This is a genomic window from Bradyrhizobium sp. SZCCHNS3016 (genome assembly GCF_032484535.1).
Taxonomy (GTDB): Bacteria; Pseudomonadota; Alphaproteobacteria; order Rhizobiales; family Xanthobacteraceae; genus Bradyrhizobium.
Genome location: NZ_JAUETE010000015.1, coordinates 117,136 through 135,390, shown reverse-complemented (window position 1 = coordinate 135,390; position 18,255 = coordinate 117,136). Strand labels below are relative to the sequence as shown.

The following is an 18,255-nucleotide window of genomic DNA, read 5'->3' as shown; positions in this document are numbered from 1 at the left end:
GAAACGTGTAGCGATCCACTCTTCTGCATAGATGACGGCACAAGCTCCCCTGTGGCGGAGAGAGTATCAGTCAATCTCCATTGAAAGAGAACGCATTTTCGTTCTTCCCCGACCCAAACTCGCCAATTGAGCTACGGCCGGACAATAGGGTTTCGCCCCCGACAACGACCTGTTCTGCCAATAATCCATCATCGCCGAAAATCCATCAAGCGTGTCGACCAATGGCGGCCTGCAATACGCACCCTCCAATGCGTTGACGCCTGGGACAAAGTCCTCGGCAATTGAGGTCTCGAACATCAATATAGCTATACAAAACAACTTCCTTGGTATAATTGATCAAGCAGCTAGCACTTTTACGTGCAGTATTGATGTACCAAGTATCAGTACTGGCATCTCGACGATGATCACCGCAGCACAGCTCCGCGCGGCCAGGGCGCTTCTTGACATCGACCAGCGCCAGCTTGCCGAACTGTCTGGCCTTTCGGTCCCCACGATCCAGCGTATGGAAGCGAGCGAAGGCGTCGTGCGCGGCAACGTCGATTCCTTGATGAAATTGATCGAGGCGCTGAACCAGAGCGGTATTGAACTGATCGGCGACGGAGCAGCCAGTCAGACCGGAGGCCGCGGAGTCAGGCTCAAGGAGCCCGCACTCTCCGACTCGCGCCACGTGAAGGGTATGGCGAAGAGGGCATAGGATCCAATTCAGATGAGTGTCGTTGCATTCCTCATGCTCTGCGCAGCGGCGATGTTGGGGGTTGCGCTGTTGGCGGTAGCCATCTCGCACAAGTATGCGGCGACTCGCATCATCTACGGCGCCATGCTGGCGCTGTGCAGCGCGGCGACGGTTTTTTCGCTTCTCGCGCTTGCCGGCCATGCCGGCGCTCCGACTGACCTCGTTCTGCCGCTCGGCCTGCCCTGGATCGGCGCACACTTCGCGATCGATGCGCTCTCGGCCTTTTTTCTCGTTGTCGTGAATATCGGCGGCGCCGTGGCAAGTCTCTACGCGCTCGGCTACGGCGCGCACGCGGAGGAGCCGCATCGCGTGCTGCCGTTCTTTCCGGCCTTCCTCGCCGGAATGAATCTGGTCCTGCTGGCGGCTGATGCCTTCAGCTATCTGTTGTCCTGGGAGTTCATGTCACTGGCCTCCTGGGCGCTCGTAATCGCGCATCATCGCGATCCCGAGAACAGGCGCGCCGGCTACGTGTATCTGATCATGGCGAGCCTCGGCACGCTCGCGCTCCTGCTCGCCCTCGGCCTGCTCGCCGGGCCGGGCGGCAGTTACGACTTCGAGACGATCAGACATGGCGTGCGAACGCCGCTGACGGCTGCGATGGTCCTCGTGCTGGTCCTGATCGGTGCAGGATCTAAGGCCGGGCTGGTGCCGCTGCATGCCTGGCTGCCGCTTGCGCATCCGGCGGCGCCAAGTCACGTTTCGGCTCTGATGAGCGGCGTGATGACGAAGGTCGCGATCTACGCCTTCATCCGCATCGTGTTCGATCTTGCCGGCGACCTGCCCTGGTGGTCGGGCGCGCTACTGCTCGCGATCGGCAGCCTGAGCGCAGTCCTCGGCGTGTTGCAGGCCCTGATGCAGGACGACGCCAAGCGGCTGCTCGCCTATTCGACCATTGAAAATATCGGCATCGTCTTCATCGGGCTCGGCCTCGCGCTGTCGTTCCGAGCCGACGGCATGAATGCGGCGGCCGCGCTGGCCATAACGGCGGCCTTGTTGCACGTGCTCAACCATTCCCTCTTCAAGAGCCTGCTGTTCTTCGGCGCCGGCGCGGTGCTGACCGCAACCGGCGAGCGCGACATGGATCGTCTCGGCGGATTGATCCACCGCATGCCGGTGACGAGCTTCCTGTTCCTGGTCGGCTGCATGGCGATCTCGGCGCTGCCGCCACTGAACGGTTTCGTATCGGAATGGCTAACCTTCCAGGCCGTGCTTCAGAGTCCCGACCTGGCGCGATGGTTGCTGAAGGTCATGGTCCCGGCGGCAGGCGGCCTGCTCGCGCTCGCAGCAGCGCTGGCGGGCGCGACCTTCGTCAAGGCCTTCGGTATCACCTTCCTCGGCCGTCCACGCAGCACGGAAGCGGGACAAGCAACGGAGGTGGACCGCTTCTCGCTCTCGGCCATGGCGACACTTGCCTTGCTCTGCCTGATCACCGGCATCGTTCCGGGCTTCATCATCGATGCCATCGCCCCGATCACGCACCAGCTTGCCGGCACGGCGCTGACGACGCAGGGAAGCCGGCCCTGGCTCACGATCGTGCCGGAGGCCGAAACCGGCAGCTCCTATAACGGCTTGCTCGTCTTTCTCTTCATCGCCACGTCCGCGCTGCTGGCGGTGTGGGCCATCCACCGCTTCGCCTCGCACGCGATCCGCCGCGGCCCGGCATGGGATTGCGGCTTTCCCGATCCCAGTCCGCTGACGCAATATTCCGGCTCGAGCTTTGCCCAGCCTATCCGCCGCGTGTTCCTGGCGCGGACTCCTTTTACGAGTGAAGAGGTCACCATGCCCGCGCCCGGCGACACACGCGCCGCCCGCTTCACACTGACGATCGCCGATCCGGTGTGGGACTGGCTCTACGAGCCGGTTGCCGGCGCCGTCGAACGCGCCGCGCTCCAGCTCAACAAACTGCAATTCCTCACCATCCGCCGCTACCTCAGTCTTGTCTTCCTCTCCCTCGTGCTGCTCTTGCTGGTGCTGGCGATATGGAGCTGATCTCCGCCCTTCTCGTTCAGGTCTCGCAGATGATGCTGGTGCTGCTGGCGGCGCCGCTGCTGACCGGCTTCATCCGCAAGGTGAAGGCGCGTCTCCAGCGCCGCCGCGGCCCGCCGATCGTGCAGCCCTATCGCGATATCCTACGGCTCCTGAAGAAGGAGGTCGTGGTCGCGGACAATGCCTCGTGGATATTCCGCGTCGCGCCCTATCTGATCTTCGCGGCGACCTGGGTCGCCGCCGCGCTGGTGCCGACCTTCGCCAAGGGTTTGCTGTTCAGCTGGTCCGCGGACCTCATCGCCATCATCGCGCTGCTCGCCAGCGCGCGGTTTTTCCTCGCGCTCGCCGGCATGGATATCGGCACCGCCTTCGGCGGCATCGGGGCGAGCCGGGAAATGATGATCGCCTCGCTCGCCGAGCCGGCCATGCTGCTGGTCGTCTTCACCATGGCGCTGGTCGCGCACTCGACGCAGCTCTCGGCCGTGGCCGATCTGTTCGCCTCGGGCGTCGGCCTGCGTGTCTCGCTGGGCCTTGCGATGGTCGGGCTGATCATCGTCGCCATCGCCGAAAACGGCCGCGTTCCGGTCGACAACCCGGCGACCCATCTCGAACTCACCATGGTGCATGAAGCCATGGTGCTGGAATATTCAGGTCGCCACCTCGCCATGATCGAACTCGCCGCCGCGGTCAAGCTGCTGCTCTACATCTCGCTGATCGGCTGCATCTTCGTGCCGTGGACGCTGGCTGCGCCCAGCGCGAGCACCGCAAGCCATCTGACCGGATTCACCGGCTATCTCGCCAAGCTCACTGTGTTCGGCTTTCTGCTCGGCGTGTTCGAGACCGCCATTGCGAAGATGAGGGTGTTCCGCCTACCGGATTTCATCGGCGCTGCCTTGATGCTCGGCCTGCTCGGCACGCTGCTGTTGTTCGTATCGAGGAGCCTCTAGCAATGGCGCACGGACTGACATTCGACGTCGCGCACCTGTTGGCGGGCAGCCTGTTGCTGGTCAGCTTCCTGATGATCACACAGCACCGGCTCTATGCCCTGCTCAACGCCTTTGCGCTCCAGGCCGTGCTGCTCGCGATGTCGGTCGCCTGGCAGGCCCACGTCCAGAGCGCGCCGCATCTCTATGTCACCGCCATGATCGCGCTGGTCTTCAAGGCCGTGGTCGTGCCGGTCGGGCTGCATCGCATCATCCAGCGGCTCGGCATCCATCGCGAGATCGAAACCGTGATCGGCTCCGGAACGACCATGCTGACCGGCATGGGACTGGTCGCGCTCTCAATGACGGTCATGCTGAAGGTCACCCCCGCCGCCGATCCGCTCGCGCGCGAGGACCTCGCCTTCGCGCTGGCGGTCGTACTGCTCGGCCTGTTGATGATGGTGAGCCGGCGTAACGCTGTGAGCCAGGTGGTCGGCTTCATGTCGCTCGAAAACGGGCTGGTGCTCGCAGGCACCGGCGCGCGCGGCATGCCGCTGGTGGTCGAGATCAGCGTCGCCTTCTCGATCCTGATCGCCTTCTTCGTGATCGGCGTCTTCCTGTTCCGGATCCGCGAGCGCTTCGATACCGTCGATGTCCAGGCGCTGGATCGCTTTCGCGGAGAGCGCCGATGATGTTGTCCACCAACGAGGGCGTCGTCCTCGTCACCGTCATTCCGGTCGTCTCGGCCGCTGTGCTGGCCCTGCTTCCCGGCTATCGGCTGTCGGCGGGCCTCAACGTGCTGGCGTCGGGGTTGACCTTCGCGGCCTCGCTCTCGATGTTCTTCGCCGATCACATCCAGCCCGGCTCTTACCTGTTCGTCGATGAACTCAACATCGCGTTCATCGTGCTCAATACCTTCGTCGGCTTCACCACCAGCGTGTTTTCGGCAAGCTATATCGGCCACGAGCTGGCGACCGGGCGGCTGACGCCTGCATACTTGCGTTTCTACCACGCCATGTTCCAGGTCATGATGGGCGGGATGAATCTCGCGCTGACCGCCAACAATATCGGCTTGATGTGGGTCGGCATCGAACTGGCGACGCTGACGACCGTGCTGATGGTCGGCATCTACCGCACCCATGAAGCGCTCGAAGCCGCCTGGAAATATTTCATTCTCGGCAGCGTCGGCATCGGGCTCGCGCTGTTCGGCACCATCCTGGTCTACATGGCTGCGCTCCCCGTGGTGGGCGAAGGCATCAACGGCATGGTCTGGACGGTGCTGGTCGCGCATGCCTCGCAGTTCGATCCGGCGCTGATCAACGTCGCCTTCATATTCCTGCTGCTCGGCTACGGCACCAAGGTGGGGTTGGCGCCGCTGCACGCCTGGCTGCCGGATGCGCATGCGGAAGGGCCGACGCCGATCTCCGCGGTGTTGTCCGGCCTCCTGCTCAACGTCGCACTCTACGCAGTGCTTCGTTTCAAGATCGTGCTGGCAGCCAATCCGAGCGCGGTGGCTCCTGGACCCCTGATGGTGACACTCGGTCTGGTATCGCTGGTGTTCGCCGCCTTCATGCTCTACCGGCGGCGCGACATCAAACGCCTGTTCGCCTATTCCTCGATCGAGCACATGGGGATCATCACCTTTGCCTTCGGGATGGGCGGCCCGGTCGCCAATTTTGCGGGGCTGCTGCACATGGTGATGCACAGCCTTACCAAGTCGGGAATCTTCTTTGCCGTTGGCCATGTCGCGCAGATCAAGGACACGCAGAAGATCGCCGATATCCGCGGCCTGACCGCGACCCATCCGGCGCTTGGCTGGAGCCTCGTGATCGGTGTCGTGGCCATCGCCGGATTGCCGCCGTTCGGCGTCTTCATGAGCGAATTCCTGGTCGTGACCTCAACCATCGCGCGCGAGCCACTGCTTGCCATCCCGCTCGTGTTCGGCATCCTGCTCGCGCTCGGCGCGCTGTTCTATCATCTCAACGGTATCGCCTTTGGCGTGCCGACCGGGAGCACTGCACCATCGGATGCCTCCTACATGCCGATGATCGTGCATTTCGGTCTCGTGCTGATCGCCGGAATCTTCCTCCCGCCCACGCTGGTCACGTGGTTCCGGCACGTCGCCGATATTCTGGGGTGATCGCAATGGGCCTCGACGAACTCCTGCGCCATGGCGAGCTTGCATCGAACCCCTGTCCCTGGCCGCGCGCCGTCGTCGGCGTCGCGACCTGGAACGAGGCGATCGCGGGACTTGCCGGCGCCGACTGGGAACTGCTCGGCCTTTGGGGCGAGGCGGATCGCGTTCACATGGCGCTGCTCGATGCGCCGAAGACTGTGGTCGGCATCATCACGCTCGATTGCCCGACCCGCCGCTATCCGTCGGTCGGTCTGCACCACCCACCGGCACTTCGGCTGGAGCGGACCATCCGCGATCTCCGCGGCCTGGAGCCGCAAGGCCTGCCGGACCCGCGCGCCTGGCTCGATCACGGCAATTGGGGCCTGCGGCATCCGCTCGCTGCGAAGCCCGAGCCGACGCCGATCGACAAGACCTATGCGTTCCTTCCTGTCGAAGGCGCCGGCCTGCATCAGATTCCGGTCGGCCCGGTCCATGCCGGCATCATCGAGCCCGGCCACTTCCGCTTCACCGCCAACGGCGAGACCGTGGTGCGGTTAGAGCCTCGGCTCGGCTATGTGCACAAGGGTATCGAGGGCCTGATTGCGGGCGCGAACCTTGCGAAGGCGGGCAAGCTCGCAGCGCGCGCCTCCGGTGACAGCACAGTCGCCTACGGACTGGCGTTCGCGCGCGCGGTGGAGGCTGCGTTGGGGGTGGAAGTTCCGCCGCGCGCGCACCATCTGCGCGCGCTGATGGCGGAGCTGGAGCGTCTCGCCAATCATCTCGGCGATTTCGGCGCAATCTGCAACGACGCTTCCTTCGCCCTGATGCTGGCCCATTGCGGCGTGTTGCGCGAGAAGGTGCTGCGCGGCGCGGGCAATGTTTTCGGGCACCGCCTGATGCGCGACTTGATCCTGCCCGGCGGCGTTGCGACCGATATCAACCAGGATGGCATCCAGGCGATCCGATCGCTGGTGAGCGATATCCAGGCACGCTTCCCAGCCCTCGTCGAACTCTACGACAACACGGCCTCGCTCCAGGATCGCACCGTCAACACGGGCACGGTGAAGGTCGATCTCGCCCGTCAATACGCGCCCGGCGGCTTCATCGGCCGCGCATCGGGCCGCGCCTTCGACGCGCGCAAGCATCTTGCCTACGCGCCCTATGACAAGCTCGCCTTCGAGATTCCTGTGCTTGAGGCCGGCGACGTCAACGCGCGGGTGTGGATTCGCGTTCGCGAGATCGAGCAGAGTCTAAGGCTCGTCACCCAATTGCTGGAGCGGATGCCGCAGGGCGAGTCGCGGATCGATCTGCCCATGGCCGGAGAGGCTCGCGAGGGCATGGCGCTGGTGGAGGGTTTTCGCGGCGACATCCTGGTCTGGCTCGCGCTCAATGCCGACAACAGCATTGCGCACTGCCATCTGCGTGACCCTTCCTGGTTCCAATGGCCGCTGCTGGAGGCCGCGATCCAAGACAACATCGTTGCCGATTTCCCGCTCTGCAACAAATCGTTCAACTGCTCCTACTCGGGCCACGACCTCTAGGGACGCCCATCCAGATGAGAAAGCTGCTGTTCCAGAGTCTCGTGCAGATGCCGTTAACGGAGCCGGCGCCGTCGGCCGACGACCGGGCATTTGCAGAAGTGGGCGCTGCGCTGGAGCGGGCGGCCCGCCGACGCCTTGGCCGGTCGCTGTCGATCCGCGAAGTCGACGCCGGCTCCTGCAACGGCTGCGAGCTGGAAATTCATGCACTCAACAACGCCTATTACGATCTCGAACGCTTCGGCCTCCGCTTCGTCGCCTCACCGCGCCACGCGGACGTGCTGCTGGTGACTGGGCCGGTGACGAAGAACATGCGCATGGCGCTGGAGCGGACCTACAACGCAACGCCAAATCCGAAGTGGGTCGTGGCCGTGGGCGACTGCGCCCGCGACGGCGGGTGCTTCGCCGGCAGCTATGCCGTGGTGGGGGGCGTGGGAGAGGTCGTGCCGGTCGATCTGCATGTCCCGGGGTGCCCGCCCGCTCCGCTCGAAATTCTCCGCGGGCTACTGGCTCTTCTCGAACGCGTTGCTTCGGCCATCACGCCGTAGCTATCTCGACGGCTTCGATGATTTATAGGACCTCAGAGGCATTGGCGGAGAGGGCGGGATTCGAACTCCCGTTAATTCTCCGATCTGGACGCAATCTTTTTGCCAGGAGCGGCACCGTCCACAAGCATGGACGTTACACACCAAAACCGTTTGAAAAACCGTTTTAGTTTTCAAATCTCAAACGGTGATCTTGGCTAAGCTATTGATTTGAATGGCGCGCCCGGAACGATTCGAACGTCCGACCCTCAGATTCGTAGTCTGATGCTCTATCCAGCTGAGCTACGGGCGCGTTTTTCGCGTTTGGCAGGCTCCGGGCCAGGGGCCGGATCCCGGAAGGCCGGGGCGGCAAATGCCGGCAGGCCTCGCGAAGGGCCTCTGACTAACGGCTCGCAGACCGCTTGGCAAGGCTGGAGCGGGACATTTTGCGACCATTTTTCCGCAGACGCGCTGGCGCGGTTCGGTAGGGCCGGAGCGGACGGGCTTCGTTCCGGCACGCCCGGAGTTCCGGGCTCGACGCCTGCGGCATCGCCCCGGAATGGCAGGTGAGGCCGGTCCGGTTCAGGCGCTGGCGCGCTCGGTCCAGAAGGTCTGCAGCTCGACAGGGCGGTCGGGAATCGTGATTCGGAAGGTGGCCCCCAGGGTCCCTTCGACCAGTTGGATGTCGCCATCGTGGGCCCGGACCAGCTCGGCCGCGATCGCAAGGCCCAGCCCCGAGCCGCCCGGACGACCGGCACCGCGGAAGGCCTCGAACAGGTGCTCTCGCACCTTCGCCGGAACGCCGGGACCCGTGTCCGAGACCTCCAGAATCGCCACCCCGCCCTCGCGGCGGCCGGTGATGCGGATCTGGCGCACGCCGGCATCCGCCGCGAGGCTGTCCAAGGCCTGGGCGGCATTGCGCACCAGGTTGAGCAGCACGCGGAACAGCTGGTCCGGATCAGCATCGATCTTCAGCCCGCGCTCGATCGCCGCGATCCAGGTGATCGAGGCATCCGGCGACAGGCCAGCGGTCTCCCGCACCTCCGCCACCACCTGCTCGACCGCCACCATGCGGCGGTCCGGCGCCGGCTCCTGCACCTTGCCGTAGGACAGCGTCGACTGGCAGAACGCGATGGCGCGCTCCAGCGAGCGCATCAGCTTCGGCGCGAAGCGCTGCACCCGCGGATCGGGAACGCTGGCGAGCTGGTCCGACAGCAGTTGCGACGAGGCCAGCAGGTTGCGGAGGTCATGGTTGATCTTGGACACGGCGAGGCCGAGGGCGGCGAGCCGGCTCTTCTGATGCAGCATCGAGACGAGGTCGCGCTGCATGTCGGCGAGCTCGCGCTCGGCGACGCCGATCTCGTCGGAACGCTGGCTCGGCACGATGATTCGCGCCACGCTCTCCGGATTTTCGTGGAAGCCGACGAGGCTCGCGGTGAGGCGCCGCATTGGCCGCACGAACAGGAAATGCAGAGCAAGATAGACCAGCGCCGCGGTCAGCACCGCCAGCAGCAGCGACACGCCGAGCAGATTGCGCGAGAAGCGATACATCGCCTTGCGCAACGGCTTCTCGTCGGTCACGACCTCGATGAACTGGGCGCGGCCCGGCGACGGCCCGATCACGCGCATGGTGTGATCGCCGGTCTCTGTCATCATCGTCAGCGAGTTCACGATCGACGACCACACCGTCATGTCGCGCATGTCGAAGTCGTGGTCGATCGAGGCGGGCAGGTCGGCGCTGGCGAGCAGGCGGCGCTGCTGGCCCATCTTGATGGCGACGCCGCGCGCGTTGATGGAGGTGAGGATCTGCCGCGCCAGCGAATCCGGCACCATGCCGGACGGCGCCGCATCGAGCACCAGCGCAGCGGTATTGGCGGCCGCCAGGCGATCGTTGAGCCGGTTGGTCCAGAAATTGGCGATCGCCGGCACGTAGATCAGCACCTCCGCGATCATCACCAGCGGAATGGTCAACAGCAGCAGCTTTCCAGACAAGCCGAGCCGGCGCGACCTTTTCGGTCGCAGGCGCTCCAGGATTGGCTGGTTGTCGCTCTCGGTCACGTATCGCCCTTGTAAGAGACACCCCCACCCTTACGGGACCGCAAGATGGGACTGCACCGGAGTCCGGTCAAATTACGGATCGCTCATGTTCCGGTTTCCAAATCGTTCATAATGGAACCCAGAACTGCACGACCTCTGACGTCTTCAACCCCGCCGTGCCGAGGCTATTCTTGCCCTCGTCTTGCGCCCAGGGGCTTGCGTTCTCGTCTTGCTTCGTCTCATTCGCCCCGCCGACGCACGGCCGGTGACGAAGGTCTTTACGAGATCTCGGCGCCGTCGATCGCCTGCACCGCCTAGGACGCCTTGCCGCGATTGACGAAGGCGGGACGCTCCCTTATAAGCCGCGCCAACCGTCCGCGATGACCCGGCCCGCCCGGGAGCGGCTCGATTTCAGGGCCGGCAGCGGTCCATTTCGGGCCCGGAAGCATCACCGGACATCAATCGACATTTCAAGCAGGCAAGTTGTCAACTGGCAAATTGCCCGGCAGCGGAGAACGACCCGTGAAGCGGACTTATCAACCCAGCAAACTGGTGCGCAAGCGCCGTCACGGCTTCCGCGCCCGTCTCGCCACCACCGGCGGCCGCAAGGTCCTTGCCGCGCGTCGCGCCCGGGGCCGCAAGCGTCTCAGCGCCTGAAGCCAGGGCGTCTGTCCCGGAGATTTCCATCATGGATCGGCTGCGGCAGCGGGCGGACTTCCTCGCCGTTGCCGATGGCGTGCGGGCGAACAGCCCTGCCTTCGGGGTCCAGCGCCGGGAACGGCCGGACCAGGGCCCGATCCGGATCGGCTTTACCGTCACCAAGAAGAATGGCACCGCCACGGAGCGTAATCGCATCCGTCGGCGGTTGCGCGAGCTTGTGAAACGGCTCGATCCCCTGTCGATGCGGCCGCACAGTGATTACGTGCTGGTCGGCCGGCGGGATGCCCTGTCACGCGACTTCCAGACCATGCTCGCCGACCTCCAGGCGACGCTCCGCCGCCTCGACCGGCCGCAGGCCAAGCCGCAGCCGCGCAAGCCGTCGGATGCGGATCAGCGAAACGCTCCCGCACCGGACGCGCATTCCCGCAAAACCGGATTGAACGACGAGACGATAAGAAAACGATGACCGACAATCGCAACACCATCCTCGCCGTCATTCTGTCCGGCCTCGTGCTGATCCTGTGGCAGGTCTTCTACAACGGACCGCAGATGGAGAAGCAGCGCGCGCAGGCCCAACTGCAGGCCGAGCTCGCCAAGAAGCAGGCGCCGGCAACGCAGCCCGACAGCACCGCTCCGTCTGCCACCCCGCAGCCGGGCGCTTCCGCAACCGGCAGCCCGAGCGCACCGGGCGGGGCCGTGATCAGCACAGGCGTGATGCCGCGCGACACCGCCATCGCCGCCACCCCGCGCGTCAAGATCGACACGCCGCGGCTGACCGGCAGCATCTCGCTGAAGGGCGCGCGCATCGACGATCTGGCTTTCGTGAAGTACCGCGAGACGGTCGATCCGAAATCGCCGGCGATCGTGCTGTTCTCGCCGTCCAACACCGCCGAGCCCTATTACGCCGAGTTCGGCTGGGTCAACGCCGCCGGCGCCAAGGTGCAGGTGCCGGACCAGAGCACGATGTGGCAGCAGGACGGCTCCAACGCGCTGACGCCCTCGACCCCGGTGAAGCTGACCTTCACCAACGGCGACGGCCTGACCTTCCAGCGCACCATTTCCGTGGACGACCACTATCTCTTCACCATCAAGGACGACGTCACCAACGCCGGCAATGCGCCGGTGACGCTGTATCCCTACGGCCTGATCTCGCGTCATGGCACGCCGCAAGTCTCGGGCTATTACATCCTGCATGAAGGCCTGATCGGCTATCTCGGCGAAAAGGGCCTGCAGGAATTCACCTACAAGAAGATGGACGACGAGAAGGCGGCGAAGTTCGACGTCAACAATGGCTGGCTCGGCATCACCGACAAATATTGGGCGGCCGCGCTGCTGCCGATGACGGATGCCCGCCTGCAGGCGAACTATTCGTCGAAGCTGGTCGACAACCAGCATCGCTACCAGACGGACTATGTCGAGACCCCGCAGACGGTACCGGCTGGCGGCTCGGCCAGCGTCTCCACGCGGCTGTTCGCCGGCGCCAAGGAGGCCGGCGTCGTCGGCATCAACTTCCCGATCGGCGGCCTCGGCGGCTACAACCAGCAGCTCGGGCTGAACCATTTCGATCTCCTGATCGACTGGGGCTGGTTCTACTTCCTGACCAAGCCGATGTTCCTGGCGCTGGATTTCTTCTTCCGCTTCTTCGGCAATTTCGGCATCTCGATCCTGCTGGTGACGGTGCTGGTGAAGCTCCTGTTCTTCCCGCTCGCCAACAAGTCCTACGCCTCGATGGCGAAGATGAAGGCGATCCAGCCGCAGCTCCAGGCGCTCAAGGAGCGCTATCCGGACGACCGGATGAAGCAGCAGCAGGAGATGATGGAGATCTACAAGAAGGAGAAGATCAACCCGGTCGCCGGCTGTCTTCCGGTCGTGCTGCAGATCCCGGTGTTCTTCTCGCTCTACAAGGTGCTGTTCGTCACCATCGAGATGCGGCACGCGCCGTTCTATGGCTGGATCAAGGACCTGTCGGCGCCGGATCCGACCAACCTGTTCACGCTGTTCGGCCTGATCCCGTTCGACCCGACCCAGCTGCCGCTGTTCGGCCACTACCTGGCGCTCGGCATCTGGCCGATCATCATGGGCATCACAATGTGGTTCCAGATGAAGCTGAACCCGACGCCGCCGGATCCGACCCAGGCGATGATCTTCAACTGGATGCCGCTGATCTTCACCTTCATGCTCGCGGGCTTCCCGGCCGGCCTCGTGATCTACTGGGCCTGGAACAACACGCTGTCGGTGCTGCAGCAGGGCTTCATCATGCGCCGCAACGGCGTGAAGGTGGAGCTGTTCGACAACATCCGCGGCACGTTCAAAAAAAAAGTAGCGTGACGAGTAAGGCGGCGTGAGCCGCTGAAGCAACGAAACGTCTACCGTCATGGCCGGGCTTGTCCCGGCCATCCACGTTTTGATATCCCGCGCAATGGGCGTGGATGCCCGGGTCAAGCCTGGGCATGACGAAGAGCGAGGCCTTGTCATGACCACCAGCCACGACACCGACGAGCGCCTGATCGAAAAAGGCCGCAAGCTGTTCGCTCAATCGTGGCGCTTCACCCACGCCTCGCCCTCGATCGAGAGCCTGCCGCCGATGGGAAGCCTCGAAGTCGCGTTCGCCGGCCGCTCCAATGTCGGCAAGTCCAGCCTGATCAACGCACTGACCGGCCAGAACGCGCTGGCGCGCACCTCGCATACGCCGGGTCGCACCCAGGAGCTGATCTTCTTCGAGGGGCCCGAGCATGCGCCGCTGCGGCTGGTCGACATGCCCGGCTATGGATATGCCGCCGCGGCGAAGACCAAGGTCGCGTCCTGGACCGAGCTGATCCACAAATTCCTGCTCGGCCGCGCCTCGCTCGCCCGCGTCTATGTGCTGATCGATGCCCGTCATGGGCTGAAGGAGGTCGATCAGGAGATCCTCAAGACGCTGGACCGGTCCGCCGTCAGCTATCAGCTCGTCCTGACCAAGGCCGACCAGATCAAGCCGGCTGAGCTCGCAAGCCGGATCGCCGAGACCGAGGCCGCGCTCGCCAAGCATCCGGCGGCGTTTCCTCAAGTGCTGGCGACGTCGTCACGATCGGGCACCGGCATGCCGGAGCTGCGTGCCGCCATGGTGCGGCTGCTGGAAGAGCGGAGCGCATGATGACGCCGTGGCGAATCCTGGTCGCAATGGCCGGGCTGATGGGCGCCGCCGGCGTCGCGCTGGCGGCCAAGGCCGCGCACGAGCCCGATGCATCGCGGCTCGCGACCGCCTCCACCATGCTGCTGTTCCACGCCTGCGCCCTGCTCGGCACCATCGCTCTGGCAGAGCGCGGCGTGGTTCATCGGCGCATCGGCCTGATCACGGCGATCGGCTTCGTGCTCGGCCCGGCCCTGTTCGCCGGCGACCTCCTGATGCGGCAGTTCACCGGCGATCGGCTGTTTCCGTTTGCGGCGCCGATCGGCGGTAGCTTGCAGATCGCGAGCTGGCTCGCACTCGCGGTCTGCGCGCTGTGGCCGCGGCGGGCGTGATCCGGCGCTTTGCGCCGCGGGCGGCAATCGGCTAGAACGCGGCGCGACGCCCCCGACAGCCGAGACCTCCCAGACATGACCGACGCGACCACCATCAGCCCGCTCGATCAGGCCCGCATCCTGTCCGAAGCGCTCCCGCACATGCAGGAGTACGACGACGAAACCATCGTCATCAAATATGGCGGCCACGCCATGGGCGACGAGGACACCGCGAAAGCGTTCGCGCGCGACATCGTGCTGCTGGAGCAGACCGCGATCAATCCGGTGGTGGTGCATGGCGGCGGCCCGCAGATCGCGACCATGCTCAAGCGCCTCGGCATCGTCTCCGAATTCGCCGCCGGCCTGCGCATCACGGACGCGGCGACGATCGAGATCGTCGAGATGGTGCTGGCCGGCTCGATCAACAAGCAGCTGGTCGGCTACATCAACGAGGCCGGCGGCAAAGCCGTCGGGCTGTGCGGCAAGGACGGCAACATGGTGCGCGCGGTCAAGGCGACCCGCACCATGGTCGATCCCGACAGTCACATCGAGAAGGTGGTCGATCTCGGCTTCGTCGGCGAGCCGGACAAGGTCGATCTGACGCTGCTGAATCAGCTGATCGGCTACGAGCTGATCCCGATCCTCGCACCGCTGGCGACTTCGAAGGAAGGCCAGACCTTCAACGTGAACGCCGATACGTTCGCCGGGGCCGTGGCCGGTGCGCTGAAGGCCAAGCGCCTCCTGCTGCTCACCGACGTACCCGGCGTGCTCGACAAGTCGAAGAAGCTGATTCCGGAATTGTCGGTGAAGGACGCGCGCAAGCTGATCGCCGACGGCACCATCTCCGGCGGCATGATCCCGAAGGTCGAGACCTGCATCTACGCACTCGAGCAGGGCGTGCAGGGCGTCGTCATCCTGGACGGCAAGGTGCAGCACGCCGTGCTGCTCGAGCTGTTCACCAACCAGGGCACGGGCACGCTGATCCACAAGTGAGCACTTCCCGCCAACTCTCTCCGTCATGGTCGGGCGAAAGCGCGGAGCGCGTCTTCGCAATGCAGACTGCCCGGCCATCCACGTCGTTCGGCGAAGTCGGAGAGAGAGACGTGGATGCCCGGGCCTCCGCCGCGCCGAAGCGGCTTCGGCCGCGCAGGCGGGTCAAGCCCGGGCATGACGATGTGGGGATATGCGGGCCTGCAATGCCCCTCACGACTCGCCTCTTCCTCGCCCTGTCAACGATCCTCCTTGCCCTTCTCGTCGCGGCCACCCCCGCTCGCGCCGACCTCAAGCTCTGCAACCGGATGAGCTACGTCGTCGAGGCCGCGATCGGCATCGACGAGAAGGCGGCGACCGCGACGCGCGGCTGGTTTCGGCTCGATCCGGCCACCTGTCGCGTGGTGCTGCAGGGGACGATGACCGCCGATCGCATCCTGCTGCATGCGCGCGCGCTCAGCCTGTACGGCGCCTCGCCGATCGCCGCGAACGGCAATGACCAGCTGTGCGTCGCGACCGACAATTTCGTCATCGCAGCCGCCCGGCAGTGCCGCACCGGGCAGACGCCGGCGCCGTTCACGCAGGTGACGCCGACCAAGGCCGACGACGGCACCCTGATCGCCTACCTCGCCGAGAGCGCCGAATATGACGACGAGCAGGCGCGGCTCGCCGGCATCCAGCGGCTGCTCGGCATCGCCGGCTATGACGCCTCGCCGATCGACGGTGTTGACGGGCCGAAGACCCAGGCCGCGCTCGCCGCGTTCCTGAAGAGCCGCGGGCTGTCATCCGACGTTGTGTCGCAGCCGAATTTCTTCGCGACCATGGTGGAGGCGGTGCAGACGCCGGCGCCGTCCGGGCTGACCTGGTGCAACGACACGCCGCACAAGGTGATGGCGGCGGTGGCGACGGACGACGGCCGCACCGTGGTCAGCCGCGGCTGGTACCGGATCGATGCCGGCAAATGCCTGCATCCCGACATCACCGGACAGCCGAAGAAAGTCTACAGCTTCGCCGAGGCGGTCGACGATGAGAACCGCACCATCAAGCTGAAGAACAAGCCGCTGAACTGGGGCGGACTGGTGCAGCTCTGCACCCGCGAGAACAAGTTCGAAACATCAGAGCAGGGCGACTGCCCGAGCCGCGGCTTCACCGCCACAGGATTCACCGCCGTCGACATCACCCGCGGCGGCAAGACGCTGCGGTTTGCGCTGCCGTGATGGGCATATCGATGTTGCCCACGTTGCCACCACACCCACAGCTGTCATCCCGGCGAACGCCGGGATCCATAACCACCGGCCGAGGTTTGGGCCATCGGCATCAGCCATCATGCCGCAAGATAGCTTCCGCGGTATGGGTCCCGGCGTTCGCCGGGACGACAGCGGAATATGCCGCCTTAGCCGGGCATGATGACCGAAGGCAGGATGGACCGACGCCCACATGACAAAATCCCCCCGCAGCTTCGACCACGTCGACACCTGGGTGTTCGATCTCGACAACACGCTGTATCCGCATCACGTCAACCTGTGGCAGCAGGTCGATGCCAGGATCGGCGAGTTTGTCTCCAACTGGCTCGAGGTCGATGCGGACGAGGCGCGGCGCATCCAGAAGGACTACTACCGCCGCTACGGAACGACGATGCGCGGCATGATGACCGAGCACGGCGTGCACGCCGACGACTTCCTGGCCTACGTGCACAAGATCGACCACTCGCCGCTGGAGCCGAATCCGGCGATGGGCGCGGCGATCGAGAAGCTGCCCGGACGCAAGCTGATCCTGACCAACGGCTCGGTCGACCATGTCGATGCCGTGCTGGCGCGGCTCGACATTGCCGGCCATTTCCATGGCGTGTTCGACATCATCGCGGCCGAGCTGACGCCGAAGCCGGCGCGCGAGACCTACGACAAATTCCTCAAGCTGCATGCCGTCGATCCGACACGGGCGGCGATGTTCGAGGACCTTTCCCGCAACCTCGTGGTGCCGCACGACCTCGGCATGACCACGGTGCTCGTGGTGCCGGACGGCACCAAGGAGGTGGTGCGCGAGGACTGGGAGCTGGCGGGTCGCGACGACCCGCATGTCGATCATGTCACGGACGATCTGACCGGATTCTTGCAGCGGCTGGCGGGGTGAAGCCCGCCACGCATTGAACTGTCATTCCGGGGCGATGCGACGCATCGAACCCGGAATCTCGAGATTTCGGGTCTGGTCCTTCGGACCATCCCGGAATGACGGAGCACGATAAGCTGCACCTCCCGCGCGGACGGCCACGCCACCGATGCGTCCTTGACTCTCCGGGTCCAAATCCCGAAAAAGCCGCCCTGCCCACCATGCTCGTACACGGCCGTCCCCGGCTTTCTGCCCAGGGACCAAGCGAGGATCGACCGATGTCACTGTCCGCCCTGGAATCCACCATCAACAGCGCCTTCGATGCCCGTGACGGCGTCTCGACCACGACCAAGGGCGAGGTCCGCGACGCCGTGGAGAGCGCGCTGGAGCGGCTCGACAAGGGCGAGGCGCGGGTCGCCGAGCGCGGCACTGACGGCAAGTGGAGCGTCAACCAGTGGCTGAAGAAGGCCGTGCTGCTGTCGTTCCGCCTCAACGACATGAGCGTGATCCCAGGCGGCCCCGGCCAGGCGTCGTGGTGGGACAAGGTGCCGTCGAAGTTCGAAGGCTGGGGCGAGAACCGTTTTCGCGATGCCGGCTTCCGCGCCGTGCCCGGCGCGATCGTGCGCCGCTCGGCCTACATCGCCAAGAACGTCGTGCTGATGCCGTCCTTCGTCAATCTCGGCGCCTATGTCGACGAAGCCACCATGGTCGACACCTGGTCGACGGTCGGCTCCTGCGCCCAGATCGGCAAGCGCGTGCACATCTCCGGCGGCGTCGGCATCGGCGGCGTGCTTGAGCCGCTGCAGGCCGGCCCCGTGATCATCGAGGATGACTGCTTCATCGGCGCGCGATCGGAGGTTGCCGAGGGCGTGGTCGTGCGCAAGGGTGCGGTGCTGTCGATGGGCGTGTTCCTGGGCGCGTCGACCAAGATCGTCGACCGCGAGACCGGCGAGGTATTCGTCGGCGAGGTGCCGGAATACGCCGTCGTTGTGCCGGGCGCACTGCCGGGCAAGCCGATGAAGAACGGCCAGATCGGCCCCTCCACCGCCTGCGCCGTCATCGTCAAGCGCGTCGACGAGCGCACCCGCTCCAAGACCTCGATCAACGAGCTGCTGCGCGACTGATTGAACCGCGGCTGCGGCCGCAGCAACGAATCTCCGGG

At 65.0% G+C, this 18,255-nt stretch carries 17 protein-coding genes and 1 tRNA gene; 16 read left to right on the top strand and 2 right to left on the bottom strand.

The features are described from left to right. The first annotated feature begins 400 nt into the window (after positions 1 to 400). The 7 genes from QW881_RS25865 to QW881_RS25835 are packed head-to-tail and all read left to right on the top strand — an operon-like array spanning position 401 to position 7,844. Entirely contained in the window at positions 401 to 694 is a 294-nt protein-coding gene (locus QW881_RS25865; protein ID WP_315753773.1) for a helix-turn-helix transcriptional regulator, read from the top strand. Positions 695 to 706: 12 nt separating this feature from the next. Further along, a complete protein-coding gene (gene hyfB, locus QW881_RS25860; RefSeq protein WP_315753775.1) occupies positions 707 to 2,722 on the top strand; it encodes a hydrogenase 4 subunit B in 2,016 nt (671 codons plus the stop codon). Next, positions 2,713 to 3,666, top strand: a complete 954-nt coding sequence (locus tag QW881_RS25855; protein WP_315715389.1) for a respiratory chain complex I subunit 1 family protein — start codon at positions 2,713 to 2,715, stop codon at positions 3,664 to 3,666. The genes hyfB and QW881_RS25855 overlap by 10 nt, the downstream gene beginning before the upstream one ends. A gap of 2 nt (positions 3,667 to 3,668) precedes the next feature. Further along, positions 3,669 to 4,334, top strand: a complete 666-nt coding sequence (locus QW881_RS25850; RefSeq protein WP_315715388.1) for a hydrogenase-4 component E — start codon at positions 3,669 to 3,671, stop codon at positions 4,332 to 4,334. Next, positions 4,334 to 5,782, top strand: a complete 1,449-nt coding sequence (locus QW881_RS25845) for a hydrogenase 4 subunit F (RefSeq protein WP_315753974.1) — start codon at positions 4,334 to 4,336, stop codon at positions 5,780 to 5,782. Before QW881_RS25850 ends, QW881_RS25845 begins: the two co-directional genes overlap by 1 nt. A gap of 5 nt (positions 5,783 to 5,787) precedes the next feature. After that, on the top strand, positions 5,788 to 7,299 hold the full coding sequence (locus QW881_RS25840) for an NADH-quinone oxidoreductase subunit C (RefSeq protein ID WP_315753777.1): 1,512 nt from the start codon (positions 5,788 to 5,790) through the stop codon (positions 7,297 to 7,299). A gap of 14 nt (positions 7,300 to 7,313) precedes the next feature. Then, positions 7,314 to 7,844, top strand: a complete 531-nt coding sequence (locus QW881_RS25835) for an NADH-quinone oxidoreductase subunit NuoB (protein WP_316158847.1) — start codon at positions 7,314 to 7,316, stop codon at positions 7,842 to 7,844. 212 nt (positions 7,845 to 8,056) lie between these two features. Here the strand turns inward: QW881_RS25835 and QW881_RS25830 are convergent. Both QW881_RS25830 and QW881_RS25825 read right to left on the bottom strand, forming a co-directional pair. After that, positions 8,057 to 8,133 (bottom strand) — tRNA-Arg (locus tag QW881_RS25830). Between the two features lie 269 nt (positions 8,134 to 8,402). Beyond that, positions 8,403 to 9,878, bottom strand: a complete 1,476-nt coding sequence (locus QW881_RS25825; RefSeq protein ID WP_315734920.1) for a HAMP domain-containing sensor histidine kinase — start codon at positions 9,876 to 9,878, stop codon at positions 8,403 to 8,405. Positions 9,879 to 10,379: 501 nt separating this feature from the next. On the opposite strand from QW881_RS25825, the gene rpmH reads away from it, so the two are divergent. The 9 genes from rpmH to dapD all read left to right on the top strand — a co-directional run bounded on the left by rpmH (position 10,380) and on the right by dapD (position 18,217). Beyond that, positions 10,380 to 10,514 (top strand): 50S ribosomal protein L34, encoded by a 135-nt coding sequence (gene rpmH / locus QW881_RS25820; RefSeq protein WP_006609582.1) that lies wholly within the window; start codon positions 10,380 to 10,382, stop codon positions 10,512 to 10,514. Between the two features lie 31 nt (positions 10,515 to 10,545). Next, complete coding sequence (gene rnpA, locus QW881_RS25815) at positions 10,546 to 10,983, top strand: ribonuclease P protein component (protein WP_315753783.1); 438 nt, start codon at positions 10,546 to 10,548, stop codon at positions 10,981 to 10,983. Beyond that, positions 10,980 to 12,845 carry a membrane protein insertase YidC gene (gene yidC, locus QW881_RS25810; protein ID WP_316158848.1) on the top strand — a complete coding sequence of 622 codons (1,866 nt, stop codon included), beginning with the start codon at positions 10,980 to 10,982 and terminating at the stop codon, positions 12,843 to 12,845. Before rnpA ends, yidC begins: the two co-directional genes overlap by 4 nt. 145 nt (positions 12,846 to 12,990) lie before the next feature. Beyond that, entirely contained in the window at positions 12,991 to 13,650 is a 660-nt protein-coding gene (gene yihA, locus QW881_RS25805) for a ribosome biogenesis GTP-binding protein YihA/YsxC (protein ID WP_315753787.1), read from the top strand. After that, on the top strand, positions 13,647 to 14,018 hold the full coding sequence (locus tag QW881_RS25800) for a DUF423 domain-containing protein (protein ID WP_315734924.1): 372 nt from the start codon (positions 13,647 to 13,649) through the stop codon (positions 14,016 to 14,018). Before yihA ends, QW881_RS25800 begins: the two co-directional genes overlap by 4 nt. Positions 14,019 to 14,093: 75 nt before the next feature. Continuing rightward, a complete protein-coding gene (gene argB, locus QW881_RS25795) occupies positions 14,094 to 14,990 on the top strand; it encodes an acetylglutamate kinase (RefSeq protein ID WP_012047096.1) in 897 nt (298 codons plus the stop codon). A 203-nt stretch (positions 14,991 to 15,193) separates the two neighbouring features. Next, the gene (locus QW881_RS25790) at positions 15,194 to 16,204 is read left to right on the top strand and encodes a DUF1036 domain-containing protein (RefSeq protein WP_316158849.1); all 1,011 of its coding nucleotides are present in this window, start codon (positions 15,194 to 15,196) and stop codon (positions 16,202 to 16,204) included. A 220-nt stretch (positions 16,205 to 16,424) separates the two neighbouring features. Further along, on the top strand, positions 16,425 to 17,117 hold the full coding sequence (locus QW881_RS25785; RefSeq protein WP_315753792.1) for a pyrimidine 5'-nucleotidase: 693 nt from the start codon (positions 16,425 to 16,427) through the stop codon (positions 17,115 to 17,117). A gap of 254 nt (positions 17,118 to 17,371) precedes the next feature. Further along, complete coding sequence (dapD, locus tag QW881_RS25780) at positions 17,372 to 18,217, top strand: 2,3,4,5-tetrahydropyridine-2,6-dicarboxylate N-succinyltransferase (protein ID WP_315753794.1); 846 nt, start codon at positions 17,372 to 17,374, stop codon at positions 18,215 to 18,217. Positions 18,218 to 18,255 lie beyond the last annotated feature (38 nt).